This is a genomic window from Clostridioides sp. ZZV14-6387, assembly GCF_020657835.1.
GTDB classification, from domain to species: domain Bacteria; phylum Bacillota; class Clostridia; order Peptostreptococcales; family Peptostreptococcaceae; genus Clostridioides; species Clostridioides difficile_A.
Genome location: NZ_JAGWCW010000013.1, coordinates 60,747 through 81,289, shown reverse-complemented (window position 1 = coordinate 81,289; position 20,543 = coordinate 60,747). Strand labels below are relative to the sequence as shown.

General features: G+C 27.4%; 19 protein-coding genes. 9 read left to right on the top strand and 10 right to left on the bottom strand.

All coding sequences use genetic code 11. The features are described from left to right. Positions 1-346 precede the first annotated feature (346 nt). The gene (locus KGF38_RS10135; protein WP_074178935.1) at positions 347-2,536 is read right to left on the bottom strand and encodes an amino acid adenylation domain-containing protein; all 2,190 of its coding nucleotides are present in this window, start codon (positions 2,534-2,536) and stop codon (positions 347-349) included. Positions 2,537-2,865: 329 nt separating this feature from the next. Here KGF38_RS10135 and KGF38_RS10130 point away from each other — a divergent pair, with 329 nt between their 5' ends. Then, entirely contained in the window at positions 2,866-3,597 is a 732-nt protein-coding gene (locus tag KGF38_RS10130) for a glycerophosphodiester phosphodiesterase (protein WP_074178934.1), read from the top strand. Between the two features lie 78 nt (positions 3,598-3,675). Further along, positions 3,676-4,311, top strand: a complete 636-nt coding sequence (locus KGF38_RS10125) for an isochorismatase family protein (RefSeq protein ID WP_074178933.1) — start codon at positions 3,676-3,678, stop codon at positions 4,309-4,311. Positions 4,312-4,564: 253 nt separating this feature from the next. Here the strand turns inward: KGF38_RS10125 and KGF38_RS10120 are convergent, their stop codons facing one another. Together KGF38_RS10120 and KGF38_RS10115 are read right to left on the bottom strand one after the other, a co-directional pair. Further along, positions 4,565-5,158, bottom strand: coding sequence for a DUF3867 domain-containing protein (locus tag KGF38_RS10120; protein ID WP_054269881.1), 594 nt, complete (start codon positions 5,156-5,158; stop codon positions 4,565-4,567). Between the two features lie 70 nt (positions 5,159-5,228). Then, complete coding sequence (locus KGF38_RS10115) at positions 5,229-6,092, bottom strand: S66 peptidase family protein (protein ID WP_074178932.1); 864 nt, start codon at positions 6,090-6,092, stop codon at positions 5,229-5,231. A 162-nt stretch (positions 6,093-6,254) separates the two neighbouring features. Between KGF38_RS10115 and KGF38_RS10110 the strand changes: the two genes are divergently transcribed. The 5 genes from KGF38_RS10110 to KGF38_RS10090 all read left to right on the top strand — a co-directional run bounded on the left by KGF38_RS10110 (position 6,255) and on the right by KGF38_RS10090 (position 10,141). Continuing rightward, positions 6,255-7,424, top strand: coding sequence for a M20 metallopeptidase family protein (locus tag KGF38_RS10110; protein ID WP_176702476.1), 1,170 nt, complete (start codon positions 6,255-6,257; stop codon positions 7,422-7,424). A gap of 103 nt (positions 7,425-7,527) precedes the next feature. Then, on the top strand, positions 7,528-8,004 hold the full coding sequence (locus KGF38_RS10105) for an SAM-dependent methyltransferase (RefSeq protein ID WP_054276363.1): 477 nt from the start codon (positions 7,528-7,530) through the stop codon (positions 8,002-8,004). 87 nt (positions 8,005-8,091) lie between these two features. Next, on the top strand, positions 8,092-8,454 hold the full coding sequence (locus KGF38_RS10100; RefSeq protein ID WP_054276362.1) for a hypothetical protein: 363 nt from the start codon (positions 8,092-8,094) through the stop codon (positions 8,452-8,454). Positions 8,455-8,893: 439 nt separating this feature from the next. Next, positions 8,894-9,688 carry a M55 family metallopeptidase gene (locus KGF38_RS10095; RefSeq protein WP_054269876.1) on the top strand — a complete coding sequence of 265 codons (795 nt, stop codon included), beginning with the start codon at positions 8,894-8,896 and terminating at the stop codon, positions 9,686-9,688. Between the two features lie 9 nt (positions 9,689-9,697). Further along, positions 9,698-10,141, top strand: coding sequence for a regulatory YrvL family protein (locus KGF38_RS10090; protein ID WP_074178930.1), 444 nt, complete (start codon positions 9,698-9,700; stop codon positions 10,139-10,141). Between the two features lie 87 nt (positions 10,142-10,228). On the opposite strand, the gene KGF38_RS10085 is transcribed toward KGF38_RS10090, so the two are convergent. Both KGF38_RS10085 and KGF38_RS10080 read right to left on the bottom strand, forming a co-directional pair. Beyond that, on the bottom strand, positions 10,229-11,515 hold the full coding sequence (locus KGF38_RS10085) for a Gfo/Idh/MocA family protein (RefSeq protein ID WP_074178929.1): 1,287 nt from the start codon (positions 11,513-11,515) through the stop codon (positions 10,229-10,231). A 230-nt stretch (positions 11,516-11,745) separates the two neighbouring features. Continuing rightward, on the bottom strand, positions 11,746-12,636 hold the full coding sequence (locus KGF38_RS10080; RefSeq protein WP_054269874.1) for a DMT family transporter: 891 nt from the start codon (positions 12,634-12,636) through the stop codon (positions 11,746-11,748). Positions 12,637-12,928: 292 nt separating this feature from the next. Between KGF38_RS10080 and KGF38_RS10075 the strand changes: the two genes are divergently transcribed. Next, entirely contained in the window at positions 12,929-13,273 is a 345-nt protein-coding gene (locus KGF38_RS10075; RefSeq protein ID WP_021384144.1) for a RidA family protein, read from the top strand. 66 nt (positions 13,274-13,339) lie between these two features. Here KGF38_RS10075 and KGF38_RS10070 read toward each other — a convergent pair whose 3' ends face one another. Genes KGF38_RS10070 through KGF38_RS10060 form a run of 3 tightly spaced genes read right to left on the bottom strand, consistent with a single transcriptional unit; the run spans position 13,340 to position 17,695 of the window. Further along, complete coding sequence (locus KGF38_RS10070) at positions 13,340-15,436, bottom strand: CocE/NonD family hydrolase (protein ID WP_141668742.1); 2,097 nt, start codon at positions 15,434-15,436, stop codon at positions 13,340-13,342. A 12-nt stretch (positions 15,437-15,448) separates the two neighbouring features. Further along, positions 15,449-16,609 (bottom strand): DUF819 domain-containing protein, encoded by a 1,161-nt coding sequence (locus KGF38_RS10065; protein WP_054269871.1) that lies wholly within the window; start codon positions 16,607-16,609, stop codon positions 15,449-15,451. Positions 16,610-16,627: 18 nt separating this feature from the next. Then, positions 16,628-17,695, bottom strand: coding sequence for a mandelate racemase/muconate lactonizing enzyme family protein (locus tag KGF38_RS10060; protein WP_054269870.1), 1,068 nt, complete (start codon positions 17,693-17,695; stop codon positions 16,628-16,630). Positions 17,696-18,031: 336 nt separating this feature from the next. Here KGF38_RS10060 and KGF38_RS10055 point away from each other — a divergent pair, with 336 nt between their 5' ends. Next, positions 18,032-18,598, top strand: a complete 567-nt coding sequence (locus KGF38_RS10055) for a helix-turn-helix domain-containing protein (RefSeq protein WP_054269869.1) — start codon at positions 18,032-18,034, stop codon at positions 18,596-18,598. Positions 18,599-18,820: 222 nt separating this feature from the next. On the opposite strand, the gene KGF38_RS10050 is transcribed toward KGF38_RS10055, so the two are convergent. Together KGF38_RS10050 and pxpB are read right to left on the bottom strand one after the other, a co-directional pair. Continuing rightward, positions 18,821-19,807 (bottom strand): biotin-dependent carboxyltransferase family protein, encoded by a 987-nt coding sequence (locus KGF38_RS10050; protein WP_054269868.1) that lies wholly within the window; start codon positions 19,805-19,807, stop codon positions 18,821-18,823. Between the two features lie 29 nt (positions 19,808-19,836). After that, positions 19,837-20,532, bottom strand: a complete 696-nt coding sequence (gene pxpB, locus KGF38_RS10045; protein WP_054269867.1) for a 5-oxoprolinase subunit PxpB — start codon at positions 20,530-20,532, stop codon at positions 19,837-19,839. Positions 20,533-20,543: the final 11 nt, after the last annotated feature.

Below are 20,543 nucleotides of genomic sequence, written 5' to 3'. Positions count from 1 at the left end.
TATTATTTTACAAATAGCGAGTTAAAGTTACTAAAATTTAACCCCATATTATTATTTTCTATTTTTAGATATTTTTATGCTAATATTCTTTTTATTTTTCAATTATACTAAAAAGCATTAAGATAAAAAATAAAAAAAATTTTTAATATAAAATTAAATTTGTTAAAAAAACACTTTAAAACACGCAAAAGTATAAAAAATACAATAATCATTCCCATAAACAAATTTTCATCACAGTAAAAATGTACAGAAAATTCTTTCTTTTGTGTAAATTGATTCATTCTAAAAAACAGGTGTCATAAAGAAATTTCTGCAATAACTTTACGACACCTGTCATAATAAAAAATCACTCTGGTAGTGCTTTTTTATTTACTTTTCCGATTGGTGTAACTGGTATTTTATCTATCCTCATTATTATTGTTGGAATCATATATGGAGGTAGATGCTCGTTTAAATATTCTCTAACTGCTCTTTCATTTACCTTATCACTATCTTTATCATCAATAACATAATAGGCACATATATACATATCTCCATCATCATTTGTCCTTGATATACAAACAACACTTTTAATTTCTGCAATATTGTTTATTATATTTTCAATCTCATATAGCTCTATCCTAAACTCATCAATTTTTACTTGATTATCCATTCTTCCAATATAATCTAAATTTCCATCATCTAGCCATCTTACTAAGTCACCAGTCCTATACATTAACTTATTATATTCACAAGTTTTATAAGGATTTTCTACAAATACTTGCTCTGTTAACCCTTTTTTATTTAAATAACCTCTTGATATTTGAATCCCTGATAGACATAATTCTCCTGGAACTCCAATTGGACATAGTTTATTCTTTTTATCCAATACATACGCATAAGTATTAAATATAGGTTTACCTATTGGTATTTTTCCGTATTCCTTATCTACATGGAAAGAAGTTGATACAACAGTAAATTCTGTTGGCCCATATTCATTATACAACTCATAGTTACGTTTTCTATACCCTTTTAGTCTTTCTCCCCCAGTCTGTACAACTCTAAGTGAACTATTATTACAATTTTGTATAAACAATTTTGCAAATGCTGTTGGTAATGCTAAAATAGTTATATCATTTTCCTCACAATATTCATTTACTGTATATTCATCAAATTTAGCTTCTTCAGGCATAATATTTATTGACGCACCTATAAGCAAATATGGAAATAACTGTTTCATTACAGCATCAAAGCTAAAGCTTAAGTATATGCCACATATATCATCTTCTGTAGCATTTATTACTTTTACACTATAATAGCACATATTTACTAGACTTTTATGCTCTATGGCTATAGTCTTTGGTCTACCAGTTGAACCTGATGTAGATATCGTATATGCACAGTTTGATGGTGTTATTTCTGCAGTCAATTCATATCCTATTTTGAATATATTTTCATTATTTATATCAAGTACTATAGTATTTTCATTTACAACTTTGCATCTAAGTTCATCTGTAGTTATCACTACTTTTGCATTACTATCTTCAAGAAGATAATTTAATCTTTCCTCTGGATTGCTTGTATCTATTGGAAAAAAAGCTCCACCTGATTTCATAATCCCTATTGCTGTAATAATTATATTAATATCTCTTGGTAACATTACAGCTACTATATCTTCACTTTTTACTCCGATATGATTTAAATAACCTGCAAGTTTATCAGTTAACTCATCTAATTCTCTATATGTTAAATTTCTATTTTCATCTCTAGCTGCTACATTATCAGGTGTTATTTTAGCTTGTTCTCTAAATAAATCAATGTAGTTTTTATCATATGGAACTTTATATTGATTATTATTGAAGTCTTCTAATAATACTTTTTCTTCTTTCTTACAGACAAATTCTAAATCCTCTATTAAAATATCGTTATCTTTTATTATTTGTTCTATTATATAATCAAATTGATTCAGTATTCTTCTAATAGTTTCTCTTTTGTATATAGATGGCTTATATTTTATTTTTATTTTAAGTGCCCTCTTTGTATATACTATTACAGATAAATCATATCCTTTTTTTTCTATGTCATAGTCATATGATAAGTCAAAACTTTTAGCTACAAATATGGTATTTATAAGTTTAGTATTTAGATGATTTTTATTCTCTATATCTGATAATAAATAATATCCATATTCTAAAGACCTACTCCATTGTCTTTTTAACTTTCGTACAACATCTATAAATTTCTCACTTTGTCTTACCTTAACTCTTATTGGAATTATATTTATTGTTTTTCCAAAGACTACATCATCTTCATATATATATTTTTGAAGTATAAGACCATATATAGTTTCTATGATAGAACTTATGCTGATATTATTATTTTTAGAATACCGAATTAATCTTTCATGTTTCTCAATATTCATCTTAAAAACTTCATCTACTACTTCATCAGAACAGTCTTTATAAAAAAAATCATTTGGAATTTTTGCTATATTTGTATAATCATCTAACAAATCCATCCAATAATTCATAGCTCGTTCTAAATTAACTTCATACATATCAAAATTCCCCCTTACTACTAAATCTATAGAAAAATTCTTTTGGAATTTTATTTTCGCGATACAGAAATATATCAATAATACATATGCAAGCTCTAAACACATGAGCTTGCATAAAATTATACTTATTATAACTGCTAAATTCTTAATATTTTCAATGTTTAAAATATATTATAACACATATATGATTTTATTTTTCTACATTTATATAATATATAAATTATAAATAGTTATTTAATTAATATATAACAATACCTTTTAGAATATGATATATTATATTAATTAAAATTTTTTAAGATAAGTTATATTTATTGGAAGGAGCTATATAAATGAATATTTACGCTCATAGAGGTTTTAGTGGAAAATATCCAGAAAATACTATTTTAGCTTTTAAAAAATGTTTGGATATGGACATATATGGAATAGAACTTGATGTTCATAAGACTAAAGATGGAAAAATTGTAGTTATTCATGATGAAAAAGTTGATAGAACTTTTAATGGACATGGATTTGTAAAAGACCTTACTTTAAAAAAACTAAAGACTCTAAATTCATCTTTTGAAGGATATCAATACAACAAAGAATGTAAAATTCCAACTTTAGAAGAAGTATTAATTTTAATTTCACCTACAGACCTTATTTTAAATATAGAACTAAAAACTGACAAGGTGAACTATCCTAATATAGAAAAAGATGTTTTGGGACTTATTTTAAAATACAATATGAAAAATCGAGTTCTTATATCTAGTTTTAATGGCAATAGCTTGAAAAACTTTCATAAATTAGACCCTAGTGTAAAAACGGCATTATTGTGTTATTTACCTATAAACAATGTAGTCAATTTTGCTAAATTTCTAGGTAATAGTTACCTTCATGCACCTTTAATTTTAGTAAATGAATCTCTTGTTGAACTTTGCCATACAAACTTACTTGGTATCAATGTATATACTGTAAATGAAGAGGATGATATGCTACATTGTCTAAAGCTCAATGTAGATGGCATTTTTACTAACTATCCAAATATAGCTTCAAATCTTTTAAGTTCAAAACAATATAGTTAACCTTACAATGTTTGTACTCCTTGACTTTTATATAATTAATATGTACAATTTTATTAAATTTATCTCGGAGGTATAGCTATGGATAACTTATTAAATGAACTTGAAGCTTTAAAAAGTAATTTAGATAATCTAACAATAGAAAAAATAGAAAATTATGATTTGAGTAAAACTGCTTTATTTATAATTGATGTCAATAATGGTTTTGCAAAACAAGGAGCTTTATACTCTCCTAGAGTAGAGTCTTTAATAAAACCAATTGAAGCATTTACAAAAAAAATAGCAAATAAATTAAATCGAATAATAGCATTTACTGACTCCCATACTTCTAAGTCTATAGAGCTTTTGAGTTATCCTGTTCACTGTTTGGAAAATGATATAGAAAGTGAATTGGTTGATGAGCTTAAATCAATAAATAATCTACTAATTCTTCCTAAAAATTCTACTAATGGATTTTTTGCATTAGAACGTTTAGATTTTGATGATATAGACAACATAATTATAGTTGGTGATTGTACAGATATATGTATATATCAATTTGCAATAACTCTAAAAGCCTATTTTAATCAATATAATATTGAAAAAAATATAGTTGTACCTATGAATTTGGTAGATACTTATGATATCCCAAATGTTCACTCTGCAGAACTTTTAAACTTAGTATTCTTTAATAGTATGATTCAAAATGGTATCAAAGTATTAAAAGAAATACATTAATAACCCAATTATTTTATACAGTATATTATGTAATTAATAAATGAGATATTTTCAATAAAAACTTTAATATAAGAATACAGTTTTAACAAAGACATCATTACTTATAAATATTATTTGCTACGACTAGCTTATACAATATAAAAAAATCGCAATTTACATATTCCTTACATGTTTTTGTAAAAAATATAAATTGCGATTTTTATTTTTAAGTTATATAACTAAATAATATTGCTTCAATAGTTAAATTTACTTTTTAATAATCATACTTGTTTGTAGTCTCACACATAACTACTTTTATCTTTTTGTTGAACATATTCTTATATTCTAATAAAAACTCATTTAATTCTGAGTCCATAAGATTTATTTTTTTATCACTACAAAGCATTATTTTTTCTTGGTCTATTATTACATTAATATCATTCAAGTCATTTTTTATGAATGTTGTTATACAACTTTTTGGCTGAATTTTTTCACCATATTTCTCATAAAAACCTGCACTCTTCTTAAACGATTCTAAATCTTCTGTAGATACTTTGCTGGAAGTATTATCACTCATAAAACCTGCTGTAGAAGGGTCGATTCCAAAGTTTCTAAGTTGTTTTTCTACTTCTTCAGTGTCCATACCATATCTCTCCATAAATTGCTTTTGTATCTTCATAAACTTTTCTTGAGATATGTTGTTATCTCTCATATAATCAAATATTTTTCTTGAAAACTCAGCCATAGACATTTTTCCATCCATAACAGAAAAATATAAGTTATATATATATTGCTCAAATTTATCTACATCAGAATCTTTAACTTTGTTCTTCAGTTCGTTAAAGTCTATTATTCTATCATCAGACATTCTTCATCCTCCTAGCTAAATTTTTACTTGTATAAGATTATACCATATTTCCATTATATTTATATACACACTATTTTTTTAATTTAATCATTTTTTCTGTAGCATTTAATTCACACATTCTACCTAAAGGAATAGTTACCATTGGGATGCAATGTCCAGACTGAAGATTATATATAGCTGGCTTATTTACCTTCCTTGCAAATTCTTCTAATAATTCTATCAAATCCTTTTCTTCAATACAATCTTTGAAATCTCCAAAAATTATACCATTACATTCCTCAAGTTTTCCTGAAGAATATAGTTGGGTTAACATTCTATCTAGTTTATATTGAGATTCTCCAATCTCCTCAATAAATAAAATTTTATCCTTTGCATCTATTTCATACTTAGTTCCCATTGTAGCAATTATTAAGGATAAATTTCCTCCCATTATTATTCCCTCTGCTTTACCTTCACATACCGTGTAAATCTTTTCTTCTTTTGGGTTTTCTAAATAGAGTTCATCTTTAAATTCTAAAGCATTTATTAGAGATTTATAGGTAAACTCATCCCATTTGGCTACATTTGCTGCCATTATGCCATGATATGGTAAGAGACCACAATTTTTATAGAAAGCTAAGCTTAAACCTGTTATATCAGAAAAACCTATAAATGGTTTTGGATTTTGCTTTATTATATCATAATTTATTTTGTCTAATATCCTTGTTGTTCCATAACCTCCTCTTAAACACATAATCACATCTACATTTTTGTCTAAAAACATATCTTCTATATCTCTTGCTCTGACATCATCATTACCAGCTAAATACCCTTTATAATTTAAGCTACAACTTTCTGAAAATTTAACTTCATAACCATATTTCTCTAAATTAGACTTTATTTCTTCTAAACTTGTATTTCTCAATGGCCCAGATGGCGCAATTATTCCTAACATTTAAACACCTCTTATTCTAAAATGATATATTTTTCCTCATGCTAAATCTAGCTACTATAATTATAAGATATTTTATTTGTACTTGATACAGAATAATGATTTACATTAAATAATATAATTAATGAAGAAAAATAAATTTTTAATATAGTTAGGATGTGTTTTATGCTTAATATAAAAGCTCTTTGTAATGAAATAAATGATTGGGTTATAAATATCAGGAGAGATTTACATAAAACTCCAGAACTTGGATTAGAAGAGTTTCAAACTAAGAAAAAAATCATTAAATATTTAAATGAAATAGGTATAAATTACATTGAGTATAAAAATCATACAGGAATAACTGCATATATAAATGTAAATCCAAATTTTGAAACAGTTGCAATAAGGGCCGATATAGATGCATTACCTATAATAGAAGAACTCAATTATTCTTATAAATCCATCAATCTTGGTAAAATGCATGCATGTGGTCATGATGCACATACTGCTATTTTACTTGGCACTTGTAATATACTATTTAAATTAAAGGATTATCTAAATGTAAATGTAAAATTCTTTTTTCAACCTGCTGAAGAAACCATTGGTGGTGCTAAACTTATGATAGAAGATGGTTGTCTGAAAAATCCAGATGTTAAATATATATTTGGCCTTCATGTAAATCCCAATATCGATAAAAATTTAATTGAATTAAAATATAACACTTTGAATGCCTCCACTGATACACTTCGATTGACTGTACATGGTTCAAAGTGCCATGGGGCTTATCCACACCAGGGTATTGATGCTATAGTTATATCTGCTCATATCATAACTGCTCTACAAACAATAGTCAGTCGAAATACAAATCCTACCGATTCTGTGGTTATTTCTCTAGGAAAAATTGAAGGCGGAATCAAAGAAAATATAGTTTGTGATAAAGTTATTATAAAAGGAACTTTAAGAACTTTAACTCAAGAAACTAGAAACTTTTCGAAAAAACGAATTAAAGAAATTTGCGATTTTACTTGTAAAACATTTGGAGGAAGTATTTCTGTTGAAATTGAGGAGGGTTATCCAGCACTTATAAATTCAAATCCTCTTGTAGATTATATTAAACAAAATGCTATAGATTTGTTTGGAAAAGAAAATATTATCATTAAAGATACACCCACTCTTGGAGCTGAAGACTTTTCATATTTTTTAAGGCACTGTGAAGGAGCTTTTTACCATCTTGGTTGTGCAAATAGCAAAAAAAATATTACCTCTCCTCTACATACATCTACCTTTGACATTGATGAAGATTGCCTTGTTACTGGTGTCATGCTTCATGTAAAAAATATATTAGCTTTTTAATTATTAATATTTATATCTAATAATTTTTTATATTGACTCTCACATGGTGTTAGGTACTATTCTAAAATTACAAATGACAAACCAAATAATTGGAGGTAATATTATGAAACAAATATCAGTAAATCCTATAGGAAAAATACGTGTTCAAGGTGAAGAAATCTTTATTGAATTGGATAAAAAATATATACCCGCACTAAAAGAACTTGATGACTTTGCTCACTTAAATGTACTTTGGTGGGCAGATGGATTTGATAATACCGAATTAAGAAATATTTTAGAAACTCCAAAACCATATAAAAATGCGCCAGATATTATGGGAATATTTGCAACAAGGTCACCTATTAGACCTAATCCAATAGCATTAACTACTGTACAAATTATTAATATAGACCATGAAAATGGTATAATAAAAATCCCATATATTGATGCTAATGACAATAGCCCTGTTATTGACTTAAAACCATATACTCCAAGTGTTGATAGAATTGAAAATCCATCAGTTCCTAAATGGTGCAATCATTGGCCTAAAAGTGTAGAAAAGTCAGGAGAATTTGATTGGGAAAATGAATTTGAATTTTAAAACTATATAATTCTTCCTTTTATTTGCTTTAATATTAGTAAATTATCTTGTATACTTAAATATAAATAAATATAAAGGAGAAAATACATGACAATATTTAGTCTACAAGCAGCAAATTTATTTGGATGGATAGCTATGGTTCTTGGTGTTATCATGTCAATTAATGATAACAAAAAACAACTTCCAAAATTCAAAAATTTAAACTACTTTTTCTTTGCTTTCATAGGCTTATTTTACGCATTTACTTTATTTGCACTTGCTCAAAATTTTATACCACATATATTTAGAATATTAAATTGTATCATTTATATAATAATCCTAATAGCATGTAATAAAATTTCTACAAAGAAAAACCTTAATAGTAGTTTCTGGACATTATTTGGATTTTCAATAAATCCTATTTTATCAATAATTATTGTTTTCTTTATTAAAAATAAAAAATACAATTAAAATAATACATTTCTTTTTGAGAGTTATTTAGCAACTATAAAGTACACTTTTGTACATTAATTATCAGCTTATTTCTTATAACTCTCTATTTTTTTACTTTTATTTCTTATAACTTTCTACTTTTTGCCTTCTCTAACTAATTAATTACAAATCTATATAATAGTTTCTATAAACAATTTAACTTAAAAATGATACTTAACTATGTTAAACTAGTAAATGTAACCACTTATATGTTACAATCTTATATAAATATTATACATAAAAAAATTATACAAATAGATGTACTTAGTATTATATTTTTAATACTAGTTCAGTAATTTTCCAGTTACAGATTTAATAATAATTAATAGTAAGACATAATATTTTTATGACCTTTATTGATTATATTTTTCTGTTATCTGTTATTATCATTAATAATAAATATAAGGGGGTCTATATTATGAAATTATATTTAAGTGCTGATATAGAAGGTACTTGTGGTATTGTAAATTGGGATGAGACAAAACTTGAATGCGAATTTTCACATCACTACAGAACACAAATGAGCAAAGAAATAGCAGCTGCATGTAATGGAGCTACTCAATCTGGCATGTATGAAATACTTGTTAAAGATGCACATGATAGTGGTAGAAATATTAATCCAGACATTTTACCTGAAAATGTAAAAATACTTAGAGGATGGACTAAAGACCCACTAGTTATGATGGCTGGAATTGATGAAAGCTTTGATGCATGTATATTTACTGGTTATCATTCTGGAGCTACTTGTAATGGTAATCCACTTTCTCATACCATGGATATTGATTACGACTATTTTAAAATAAATGATGAAATAGCGTCTGAATTTACTATAAATGCTTATATTGCTGCATATTATAATGTTCCTGTAGCATTTTTAAGTGGAGATGAAATGCTTTGTGAGAGTGCAAAAAAACTAAACCCAAATATAGTTACTATACCTGTATCAAAAGGAATTGGAAATGGTTCAATTTCAATACATCCAAATCTAGCACTAAAAGAAATAGAAAAAGGTGTTAAAAAAGCTTTATCTGGAGATTTATCTAGACACTTAATAAAATTACCTGATAAATTCAAGATAGAAATAAAGTTTAGAGAACATTACAAGGCTTTTAAAGCTTCTTTTTATCCAAATATGAAAAAAATAGATTCTCAAACAATATTATTTGAAACAGAAGACTATTATGAATTTTTAAGAATGTTATTATTTATATAAATTAAGGAGTTGATTAAGATAAGTAATAAAAGAAGAATTCCTTTAGGCGAATTTATTTCTGTATTTTTATTTTTTGCTGTTTTTTTTGGTATAACTTTTTGTATTTTCACGGTTATAGGAATTGGCTTCTTATCATTCTTAGGTTTTGAATATAAATCTCTTGGGTCTGTACTAATTTTCTTTTTAATATATTTTTGTATAACTACCCCAATTGATTTTTTATGCACTACTATTTTAGATATATTTAGATATGTAAACAAATTACCTTACTCATTATATAAATTTTGCGAATTTATAATTGATTTTATACTAACTTTTCTAGCTATGAACATAATTGATACATTTATGGATTCAATAACGATTCCTTTAAGTACAGAAATCTTATTCGCTTTACTCTCTTATCTTTTATCCGAATGTATGGATTTTTTTGATAGAGATAAGAAAAAGTCCTAATAAAAAAGATAGATTTTTTGATAGAACACATACATTAGTGTATCTATTATATAATCTATCTTTATTTTATTTAACAAGTTTTCTTAATTAAAATATAGTTTCTTCTATCTCTCTAGTCATTTGTTTTGCATTATCAAAAAAATCTTCTATATATACTACTTCATCACTCACTCTTGAATATTCAGCTGCAAATGCCATTACATGACTTTGTATAGCCTCTTTCGCTGCTACTCTACTCTTTTCTAATTCTTTATTTAAAACTAATTTAACAAACTCAGAAATAAGATTTCTGTCATATTCCTCTACCATATTCTGTTTATTTGATGGTTTTATAACTATTTCTTCATTTTTTCCAAATTCTTTAATTCTTATCTCATTTTTATTTAAGTCTCCGCCAACTTCACCATGGCTAAACATTAGCTTTATAGTTCTTCCGCTTTCTTTAGTAAATGCACATAAATTAAAAGTAGCTGTCACTCCATTTTCAAACTGCAATATATTTACCATATTATCTACAACATTATTATCACATCTATAGACACATCTTCCATATGGGCTAGTCTCAAGTATTTTTAAAATATTTTCTTCTGTCGGATTTATGTGAACAGCCCTGTTTATGCTTCTATCTTTTTCTAGATAAATTTTCTTGGCTGAATATGGACATTTTTTTTCAACTAAACATTGAAGACAGTTCTGTGCCATTTCTCCACTAGCATGTTGGTTGTTAAGATGCTTCAAACTTCCAAATGCAGATATTTTTTTACATCTACTACCTACTAAATATAATAAGATATCCATATCATGACAACTCTTAGCTAAAATTAAAGGACTTGTTTCATTACTATTTCTCCAATTTCCTCTAGTAAAACTATGTGCAAAATGCCAATATCCTATATTTTCATTGTACTGTATACTAACCAGTTCTCCTAATTTCTTACTTTCTGCAATTTCTTTTAATTTATTATAAAATGGAGAATATCTAAGTACATGACAAATCATAAAAATCTTATCTTTGTACTTATCACATAAATCATTTATATGCACCAAACCATCTAGACTGTTAGACATTGGCTTTTCTAATAATATGTGATAGCCCTTTTCAAAAGCTAGTTTTGCTACATCATAATGTCTATCATCATTTGTAGCTATTATGACTGCATCTGCCATTTTATCTTGTTCAAAAAAATCTTCTAAAGTTTCAAATACGTTTTTGCTATCTAAATTATATTTTTGTGTAAATAATTCTCTTCTTCCTTTTTTAGGTTCAGCTACAGCAACTATTTCACATACATCAGAATTTTCATAAATATATGGAGCATATGCATATGTTCCTCTATTACCTGCTCCAATTACAGCAATTTTCACCTTTTCCATACTTTAATTTATCCCCTTTATATTATTTATACTACTCTATTATAGTCTATTTTTACATACATTTGGATATTTTTAATAAAAGAAACAGCAGTTATAACTTTTCAATTTTAACTGCTGTTTTATACCAGTATATTAAATATTTTCAATCTATATATTATTTAACGTCAATACAAAATCTTAAGTATTAAATACAGACTCTAAACACAATTTTTATTTATCTTATTGCTTTATTATCTTCTATTTTCTTTGTCTAATTTATCTAACTTCTTATTATATAAAAACATATAAAATGCTGCTGAAAATACTATTAAATATCCAACAACACTTAGCATATCTGGATAAACATTGAACAAGAAGATACTTAAAATTGCTGAAAAAATTATATTACTATAGTCAAATATAGAAATTTCCTTAGCAGGTGCATACTTATATGCTAGAGTTATCCCAAATTGACCTAAACTTGCAAATACGCCTCCTAGTAACAAATATATAAGTTGCATAGGAGTCATTGGTTCATATACTGCAAAAGCAATTGGCCCTACAGTAATCAACGAAAATACTGAAAAGAAAAATACAATTGTATAATAATCTTCTCTATCTCCAAGAACCCTTAAACATGTATATGCCATTGCTGCAAATATAGCTCCAGCAATTCCTCCTAGATATGGAATCACTTCTACACTAAATGTTGGTTTTATTATGAATAAAGCCCCTATAAATGCAATTATAATAGCTCCTATCTGTTTTACATTTATTTTCTCTTTTAGAGCAATTGCACAAAATATAACTACAAGAAAGGGACTCATTTTATTTAACATGTTAGCATCTGAAAGCATCAATCTGTCAATTGCATAGTAATTAAATATAACTCCTAAAGTTCCAAATATTGACCTATATAAAAGCACTTTTAAATTTTCCTTTTTACCAGTTAGACTACCTCTATGTTTTATGATAAGCCAAAATGCTATTATGGCTGATACCAAGTTTCTAAAGAACACTTTTTGAAAACTTGGTAAATCTCCTGCTAGTTTTACAAATGCAGACATCATTGCAAAACCAAGAGCTGATAATATTATGAACATTATGCCCTTTATTCGATTTGATTTGATTGTACTACTCATACTTACCTCTTTTCTATATAAATATATAAAGTCATATTAATTAAAGACTTCTACTAATAGATTAAATAATAATTATCTAAATATTCCAATTTATACTATAATTAAAAGTATAAATTATGTCAAGCAACTAATAAAGCTTTTCAATTAATAACAATAATAATTATAATTAAAAAGTTGTATGTTTTTATAGATTATTATTACAATATATAATATAATTTTATATAGTATAGACTTTTTTTAATTTATTATTTAGATTTTTAATAGATTTTTTAATTATGGAGGTATTTAAAACATGGAAATAAAAAGATATGAAGGAACTGGAAGAATGAGTAGAGCTGTAGTTCATAACAACACAGTTTACTTATGTGGACAAACTCATGCTGAAGGTGGGATAATTGAACAAACTACTGAAGTTTTAGCTAAAATAGAAGATTTATTAAACAAATATGACTCAGATAAACAACATTTATTATCTGTTACTATTTATTTAAGAGATATGAAAGACTTTGAAGCTATGAACTCTGTTTGGGATGCTTGGGTTGAAAAAGGATTTGAACCTGCTAGAGCTTGTGTTGAAGCTAGACTTGCTAGAGAGCATTTATTAGTTGAAATGAGCGTTGTAGCAGCTACAAAATAATTAATTTAACTAACAAGGAGATATAATATTGATATTATATCTCCTTACTATTTTATCCATATCAATTTAATTATTTTCTACAGGCAATATCAATCTGGATGGATATTTACCTCCATGATAAATGATATTTTTTGCTTCTATATACTCAATACTATTATAACCTTCTACAGTGTTGCTATTTTGAAAAATAAAGTTTTTAGCACTAGATGTTATATCTAGTCTAATTTTATGACCAACTTTAAATGTGTTTGATATTTTTGAAGTTATAATTGAGAACTTGTAAATCTCTCCTTCTTCCATAAACTCCGACTTATAAAAACCATTTCTAAATCTAGCACTAAGTATACCATCAGCTAATTTAATTGAATTCCCATCTAAATCTACATCCATGATTTTTATAACCCAGTCAGTATCTTTGGCAGAACTTGATGCAAAGAACTCTAACTTTATATCACCTGTTATAGTAAATTCTTCACTAAAAGCATCTGATGTATAACACAACATGTCACTTCTTTTTTCTAAATCCCTATAGTTATTTGGAACACCAACTTCATTTTCTGACATATCAATTAGTTGTATTGATGGGTCTTTAGGATTATATATATACTTATCACACTTTTCTTCTAAAGCACTATCAAATACTAATCTTCCATTTCCCAAAGATGTGTTAGCATTCCCATCACTTATTAGATATAAAGGCTTATCTATTTTGTTTCTTATTGGCCAATTTGTTTCTGTCTTCCACCTATTAGAACCAACAGAATAATACTCTACTGGAGCAGTCTTATCTATATTGTTTTCTATACCTTTTAAGTATTTATCGAACCATAGCAGATAATTATAATCCAAATCATATCTCAATGAATTATTTCCTAAAGAAATACCATTTATATCTCTTAAAGTATTTGAGTTATGCATCCATGGACCTAAGATAGCCTTTCTCTTCCCTTTTTCATAACCTTTTATTACATCTAAAGCTTCTGTAGTCCCCATACCATTATCATCATACCATCCAGATACAACCAATGCTGGTACATTTATTTTACCTTTTTGTGAATGCCAATCCATCATATCCCAATACTCATCTTTTTCTACTCTTTTTAGCCATTCTTCTAGGAACTTAATCCTATACCCAAGAGCTTCAACAGGTATATTCTGTATTGGTCGTATGTTTAAAACATCATCCCAATCATCTCTTACCATTTTACTTCTATCAACTTTATTTCTTGATACCATAAATGCCCATGCAAGCATACCAGATACGAAGGCTCCTCCTTTTCTTGGTATGTCAATAAAAGGACTTCCTGATGTTACTATACTAACTAAAGCTTTAAGATGTTTATTACTTGAAGATGCAGCTGCCCACTGAACATAACCAAGATAAGATGCCCCTAACATGCCAACCATGCCATTTGACCATTTCTGTGATACTATCCAGTTTATAGTACTATCTCCATCTTCCCTTTCATGAATCATCGGCTCCCAATCACCTTCTGATTCATTTCTTCCTCTAACATCTTGTATGACAACAACATATCCTCTTTGTACATATTTATAATATATTTCTTTATCATTTTCTTTTCCATATGGAGTTCTCATAAGAATTGTTGGTGCTTTTTTAGTAGAATCTATAAAGTTAGGAAGATACACATCTGTAGAAAGTTTTATTCCATCTTTCATATCAACCATATAATTTCCACCAAATTTTATAGAATATATCTTTTCATTTTTATGAGTTTTATTCCATTCTTTTAATACAGTATAATCTTCATATCCATCCATAACTAATATAGTACAAGTTTCCCTAGATAAGCATATGAAACCAACTATTTTATTATCCACAATAATTATATCTAATGGAAATTTTTTATTTCTTTGAACCCATATGTATTCATTAAGCCTAGAATATGTCTCTCCTAACTTATTTATAATGACGCTTTTATTTGTATTTAATAAACTACTAGTGTATACATCAAAGTTATAAAATAAAGAGTTTAAATCCATTTTTGTAAGATTTAAATAGTATGCATTTTCTTCTTTACTTATTATTTTTAAACTTTCGATTTTATTTGTAAAAGGATTTAACTTTTCAATTAATAACTCATTATCAAAAACTACATTTCCACTATATAATCCAGATATATATAGCCTAAATTTTAGCAATTAAATCACCTCCTATAATCCCAAAGACATTTTTATAGCATATGCCACTGATATACCTGCATAATTTCCTAATACTCCACCAATTACTCCCATGACCACTGCCACACTTACAAGTGAATTCCATTTTGCAGATGCAGCTACTAAAGCTGAAGTTGGTCCATCAGCAATTGCTCCTACTATAGAAAGTATTACATATTGATACTTTATTTTTAAAAGTCTAGTTATACATAGATGGAAAACAAATGAAGCAAAAATTATGCTAAAACAGTAAAGTGTTATGGTGAAAGTTGAACCTAAAAACTCTTTTATATCTACTGAAAAACCTATAGTACATAAAAAGAATAATGCAACAAATAATCCTAAATCTAAATTCCCTTTTAGCTTTTTTACTGGCTTTAACTGAGCAATTATAATTGAAATAGTTGTAACTAAAAGAATTCTTGCTGCACTACTAAAACTTGAATTGAAATATCCAGAAAGAATTGTTGCAACCTCTGTAACCACAAAACCTATGGCTAACATCCAAGCAATATCTTTAATACTCCACTCTTTTGACTCCATAAATTCTTCATTCTGCTCATCCTCTAATTCTGATTCTTCTACATGATATGGCCAAAGTTTTTTAAACTTCTTTGAATTCTTTAGTATAGCTGGTAGAGCAAACATGAATATTAATGTTGGTACTCCAATTACATAATCTGCTGCATTTGCTGCTGCAAGAGTTTGTCGACTTACATTAAGACCTGTACCAATGGCTGTAAGATTAGCACTTCCTCCAGTATATGTACCTACAAACATTCCAGCAACTTTCCAACCTTCTGATATTTTTTCTGCAAATACAAGTCCAAATAAAAATGCCATTATGCTTACAGTTAATACAGCTACAAAGATTGCAATCAAAGGCTCTTTTGATAACTTTGTCATTTCTTTTAAATCAACACTCATCAACATTATAGTCATAGAGACTGGAATGGCATATGTAGAAATAGTTCCATATAACTCAGTACTTACTGGAACTACTTTTAAGTTTGAAAGTATTATTCCCATTATGATTATTGTAAGTGCTGGTCCTAAACTCTTAATAGCTTTATATCTTTGTAAGTAAAAACCCAATGCAATCATTGATGTCATTATAGCAAGTATACTTCCTGTACTTGAAAAAAGTGTATTCATATTTAACCTCCAATTTTATCATAAGTTTACTTCTATTCCTAAGCCTGGTTTATTGACAAGATTCATAATATCTCCATCCATCACAAATCCTCCAGAGATACCATTTAATTCTTCACAAAACATAAAACTATCAAGGTCAGCTTCTGTTATATTTTTTTTAGATGCAATTAAATTTGCTGCTGCTGTTATACCAATTCTCGTTTCAAGCATGCATCCTAACATACAATTTACCCCACTTGACTCGGCTATGTTATTAATTTTTATAGCAGGGTATATTCCTCCTGATTTCATCAACTTAATATTAAAGGTATCAACTGCATCCTTTTTTATAGCTTTAATAGCATCTATTGGTGAATGTAGTGATTCATCCATCATAATTTTTATATTACTCTTACTTCTTATGTAAGCAGTTCCATCCAAATCCCAATATGGAAGTGCTTGTTCAATTGCATCAACACCAAATTCTTCTAATTTTTTGATAGTATTTATACTACTATTTACGTTCCACCCCTGATTTGCATCAATTCTAATTCTTATGCTTTCTCCAACAGCTTCTCTAATTAATCTCACAGCTTCAATATCATCTTCAGGGTTTATCCCTGCTTTAAGCTTCAATATCCTAAAGCCTTCTTTAACTTTTTCTAAAGCTTCTTTTGCCATTTTTTCTGGTTTATCTATACTTATAGTAATATCTGTTTGAACTTTATTATCAAACCCTCCAAGAACTTTATGAAGAGGTGCATTCATGAGTTTTCCTTTGATATCATATAAAGCTATATCAATAGCTGCTTTTGCAGAAGTGTTACCTATTATAATTCCATCCATGATTGTATGTATCATTTCAATATCCAGTGGGTCTTTTCCTATCAGCTCTTTTTTAAACATAAGTAATATTGAAAGTACATTATCCAAAACTTCACCTGTTACTGCTGCAAGAGGAGCTGCTTCACCAAATCCATAATATCCTTCATCAGTTTCAATTTTTAAAATTATACTTTCCCCATATTCAATTACTCCAAATGAAACTACCACAGGTTTTTTTAATCTAATTCTCAGTTTTTCAAATTTTATATCTGTTATCTTCATATTACCCTCCTTTTTGAAGTTATAATTTAATTTTTTAAATTTTATACTTCAAATTATATTATTACTTCAATGTATATGTCAAGATAATTTACTGAAAATTTACTATTTTCTAAAATATTCTTCAATAATCTTCTTTTAATTAATCTTTCTATGCTAAATTCTTTTTTATTATATTAATTCAACAATAATTGATTTTTATAAATTTTTATTTATATTTAATTGAATTCTAATTATCAAAATATTCTATTTATTCTTATTGCCACTAATTCTATGTTATGCTATAATTACTTTGTTTTTATCGAATATTTATATTAATTTTATTAATTGGAGGTTCTTATGTTAGGTGAAAAGATGAGAAATATAAGAAAAAGCAAGAAAAAAACATTAAGTGATGTTTCCAAATTGACAGATTTATCTATAAGTTATATCTCTCAGATAGAAAGAGATGCTATTGAACCATCCTTGTCTTCATTGAGAAAAATTGCTGAAGTTTTAGATACTCCTTTATATATGTTTATGGATGATAATAATACTGATGATTTAGTCATTAGAAAAGAAGATAGAGTTATGATGAAATTTCCAAGAAGTGAAATGTTTTATGAGATAGTATCTCCAATGCCAACATCTGAATTTACTCCTTCAAGTTTACTTGTAGAATTTGAACTTAAACCAGAAAGTGAAGATGCTAAAGATTGTATATATCACGCATCAGAAGAAATCATGGTAGTAACAAGTGGTATGGTTGATATTTGTATGGGGGAAAAAATAATAAGATTGAATACAGGGGATTCAACATTTATAAAAGCCAACATACCTCATAAAATCATCAATCCTAGTAAAGATACAATAGCTCGTGGATATGGTGTTATTTCTCCTCCAATTTGGCCAATAAAATCTAAATAAACACTATATAAAATACATACTTTTTATATATGCTACAAAATAAAAATATTTAAATACTACTTTTATTTTCAAATTGAAGTATTTATTTAAATCTATAATATTTATTTAAACTAAAAAATAGCTATTTGACTAACTAAACCATCTTGATTATGGTAAATAGTAAATAGCTATTTGTAAATTACGTTTTAATTTATAATAAGAGTTATGTTTATTAAGGTTAAATTAAACTGCTATATCATTTAACACTTTTGCTTTTACAACTCTTATATTTTTCATACTCTTGTAAATATCTTGAATCTTTTCTTCTTGTTCCCTCAGCAATCTATGTGCTTCATATATATCTACAAATTCAAATTTTACTACATCATTTGGCTTTGCTTGTGCCAACTTATACAAATCTACACTTATGACATTTCCTATTTTAGTATATCCACCACTAGTCTGTCTATCAGATAGCATTATAATAGGTTTTCCATGTCCAGGTACTTGTATGGCTCCATAAGAAATACCATCAGATATAATATCTGCTCCATTAAGGTGTTTTATACTCTCTCCATCCAGTCTACAACCCATTCTATCTATTTCATTTGTAACTTTGTATTCATTTGATAAAAACTTTTCTACTTCATCTTTAGAAAAAGCATCAAATTGAGGTCCTTTTACAATTCTTAAGACTATTTCTGAACTATAGTTTGGAATATATTTTGAATTTAATTTTTTATTTATTGTAAAATCTTTTTCCTGAATGAAAGTATTTATATAATCACCTTTTTTAAGTGCCCTACCTTCAAAACCACCAATCTTAGCTCTTGTATAAGTCGATTTACTACCCATTGCAAGTGGGACATCTATTCCACCAGCTATTGATACATATGCTCTAGCTCCTGATTTTACACCTCTAAATGATAATACATCGCCAGGGTTTATTTGATATGACCTCCAGTTTTGAATTTCTTTTCCATTTATTCTAGCGCCTAAATCTCCCCCAGTTACTGCTATTTGTGTATATTCATCAAATGTAATTGTAGGGCCCAACATTAAAACTTCTAAAGAAGCTTCATCTTCAGAATTTCCAACTAATATATTTCCCACTCTATGTGCATACTCATCCATTGCCCCACAACCAGATACACCATATTGTCCATATCCAACTCTACCTCTGTCTTGTATTAATGTTTGGAAACCTCCTAATTCAACTTTGAATCCCATATATACCACTCCCTGTACTATAACGATATTTAAATACTCAAATTATTTTTTTCAATTTCTATAAATTCATCTAATGTTATTGGAACAAATTTTATAAAATCTCCAGCTCTAAGTAAAATTTGTTCTTCTCTATTTTCATCATATAATTTTAAAGGTGTCCTACCAATTATTTGCCATCCTCCAGGACTATCGATAGGATATACACCTGTCTGAGAACCTGCTATACCAACACTTCCACCATAAATTTTAGTTCTTGGCACCTCTAGTCTAGGTGTAGCTATTCTTTCATCCATACCTCCTAGATACGGAAAACCAGGAGTAAATCCCAACATATATATCAAGTAATCTCTACTTGTGTGTATTTTTATAACATCATCCACAGTAAGATTATTATGACTTGCAACATTTTCAATATCTATACCAAAAACCTTATCATAACATACTGGAATCTCATGTATTTTAGGTTTTGGTAATTCTATACTTTCTAAATTATTTTCTATTTTTTTTAAACGCTCAATTAAACTATCAAAATCTATTTTTAGAGGATTATAACTTATCATAAGTGACCTATATGTTGGCACCATTTCTGTGACAATCCCTTTAAGATTTGATATCTCTATTGCCCTCATAAATGAAATTACTTTTTTATTTATATCTTCTGATATCTCATTTCCAAACTCAGCAACTACTGCTTTATCTCCTGATAGCAAGTATCTAGTTTTCATAAATGTCACCT

What these genes read in the sequence shown, in the direction of transcription:
- KGF38_RS10135 (WP_074178935.1), bottom strand. Translation starts at nt 2,536, where the DNA reads ATGTATGAAGTTAATTTAGAACGAGCTATGAATTATTGGATGGATTTG.
- KGF38_RS10130 (WP_074178934.1), top strand. Translation starts at nt 2,866, where the DNA reads ATGAATATTTACGCTCATAGAGGTTTTAGTGGAAAATATCCAGAAAAT.
- KGF38_RS10125 (WP_074178933.1), top strand. Translation starts at nt 3,676, where the DNA reads ATGGATAACTTATTAAATGAACTTGAAGCTTTAAAAAGTAATTTAGAT.
- KGF38_RS10120 (WP_054269881.1), bottom strand. Translation starts at nt 5,158, where the DNA reads ATGTCTGATGATAGAATAATAGACTTTAACGAACTGAAGAACAAAGTT.
- KGF38_RS10115 (WP_074178932.1), bottom strand. Translation starts at nt 6,092, where the DNA reads ATGTTAGGAATAATTGCGCCATCTGGGCCATTGAGAAATACAAGTTTA.
- KGF38_RS10110 (WP_176702476.1), top strand. Translation starts at nt 6,255, where the DNA reads ATGCTTAATATAAAAGCTCTTTGTAATGAAATAAATGATTGGGTTATA.
- KGF38_RS10105 (WP_054276363.1), top strand. Translation starts at nt 7,528, where the DNA reads ATGAAACAAATATCAGTAAATCCTATAGGAAAAATACGTGTTCAAGGT.
- KGF38_RS10100 (WP_054276362.1), top strand. Translation starts at nt 8,092, where the DNA reads ATGACAATATTTAGTCTACAAGCAGCAAATTTATTTGGATGGATAGCT.
- KGF38_RS10095 (WP_054269876.1), top strand. Translation starts at nt 8,894, where the DNA reads ATGAAATTATATTTAAGTGCTGATATAGAAGGTACTTGTGGTATTGTA.
- KGF38_RS10085 (WP_074178929.1), bottom strand. Translation starts at nt 11,515, where the DNA reads ATGGAAAAGGTGAAAATTGCTGTAATTGGAGCAGGTAATAGAGGAACA.
- KGF38_RS10080 (WP_054269874.1), bottom strand. Translation starts at nt 12,636, where the DNA reads ATGAGTAGTACAATCAAATCAAATCGAATAAAGGGCATAATGTTCATA.
- KGF38_RS10075 (WP_021384144.1), top strand. Translation starts at nt 12,929, where the DNA reads ATGGAAATAAAAAGATATGAAGGAACTGGAAGAATGAGTAGAGCTGTA.
- KGF38_RS10065 (WP_054269871.1), bottom strand. Translation starts at nt 16,609, where the DNA reads ATGAATACACTTTTTTCAAGTACAGGAAGTATACTTGCTATAATGACA.
- KGF38_RS10060 (WP_054269870.1), bottom strand. Translation starts at nt 17,695, where the DNA reads ATGAAGATAACAGATATAAAATTTGAAAAACTGAGAATTAGATTAAAA.
- KGF38_RS10055 (WP_054269869.1), top strand. Translation starts at nt 18,032, where the DNA reads ATGTTAGGTGAAAAGATGAGAAATATAAGAAAAAGCAAGAAAAAAACA.
- KGF38_RS10050 (WP_054269868.1), bottom strand. Translation starts at nt 19,807, where the DNA reads ATGGGATTCAAAGTTGAATTAGGAGGTTTCCAAACATTAATACAAGAC.
- pxpB (WP_054269867.1), bottom strand. Translation starts at nt 20,532, where the DNA reads ATGAAAACTAGATACTTGCTATCAGGAGATAAAGCAGTAGTTGCTGAG.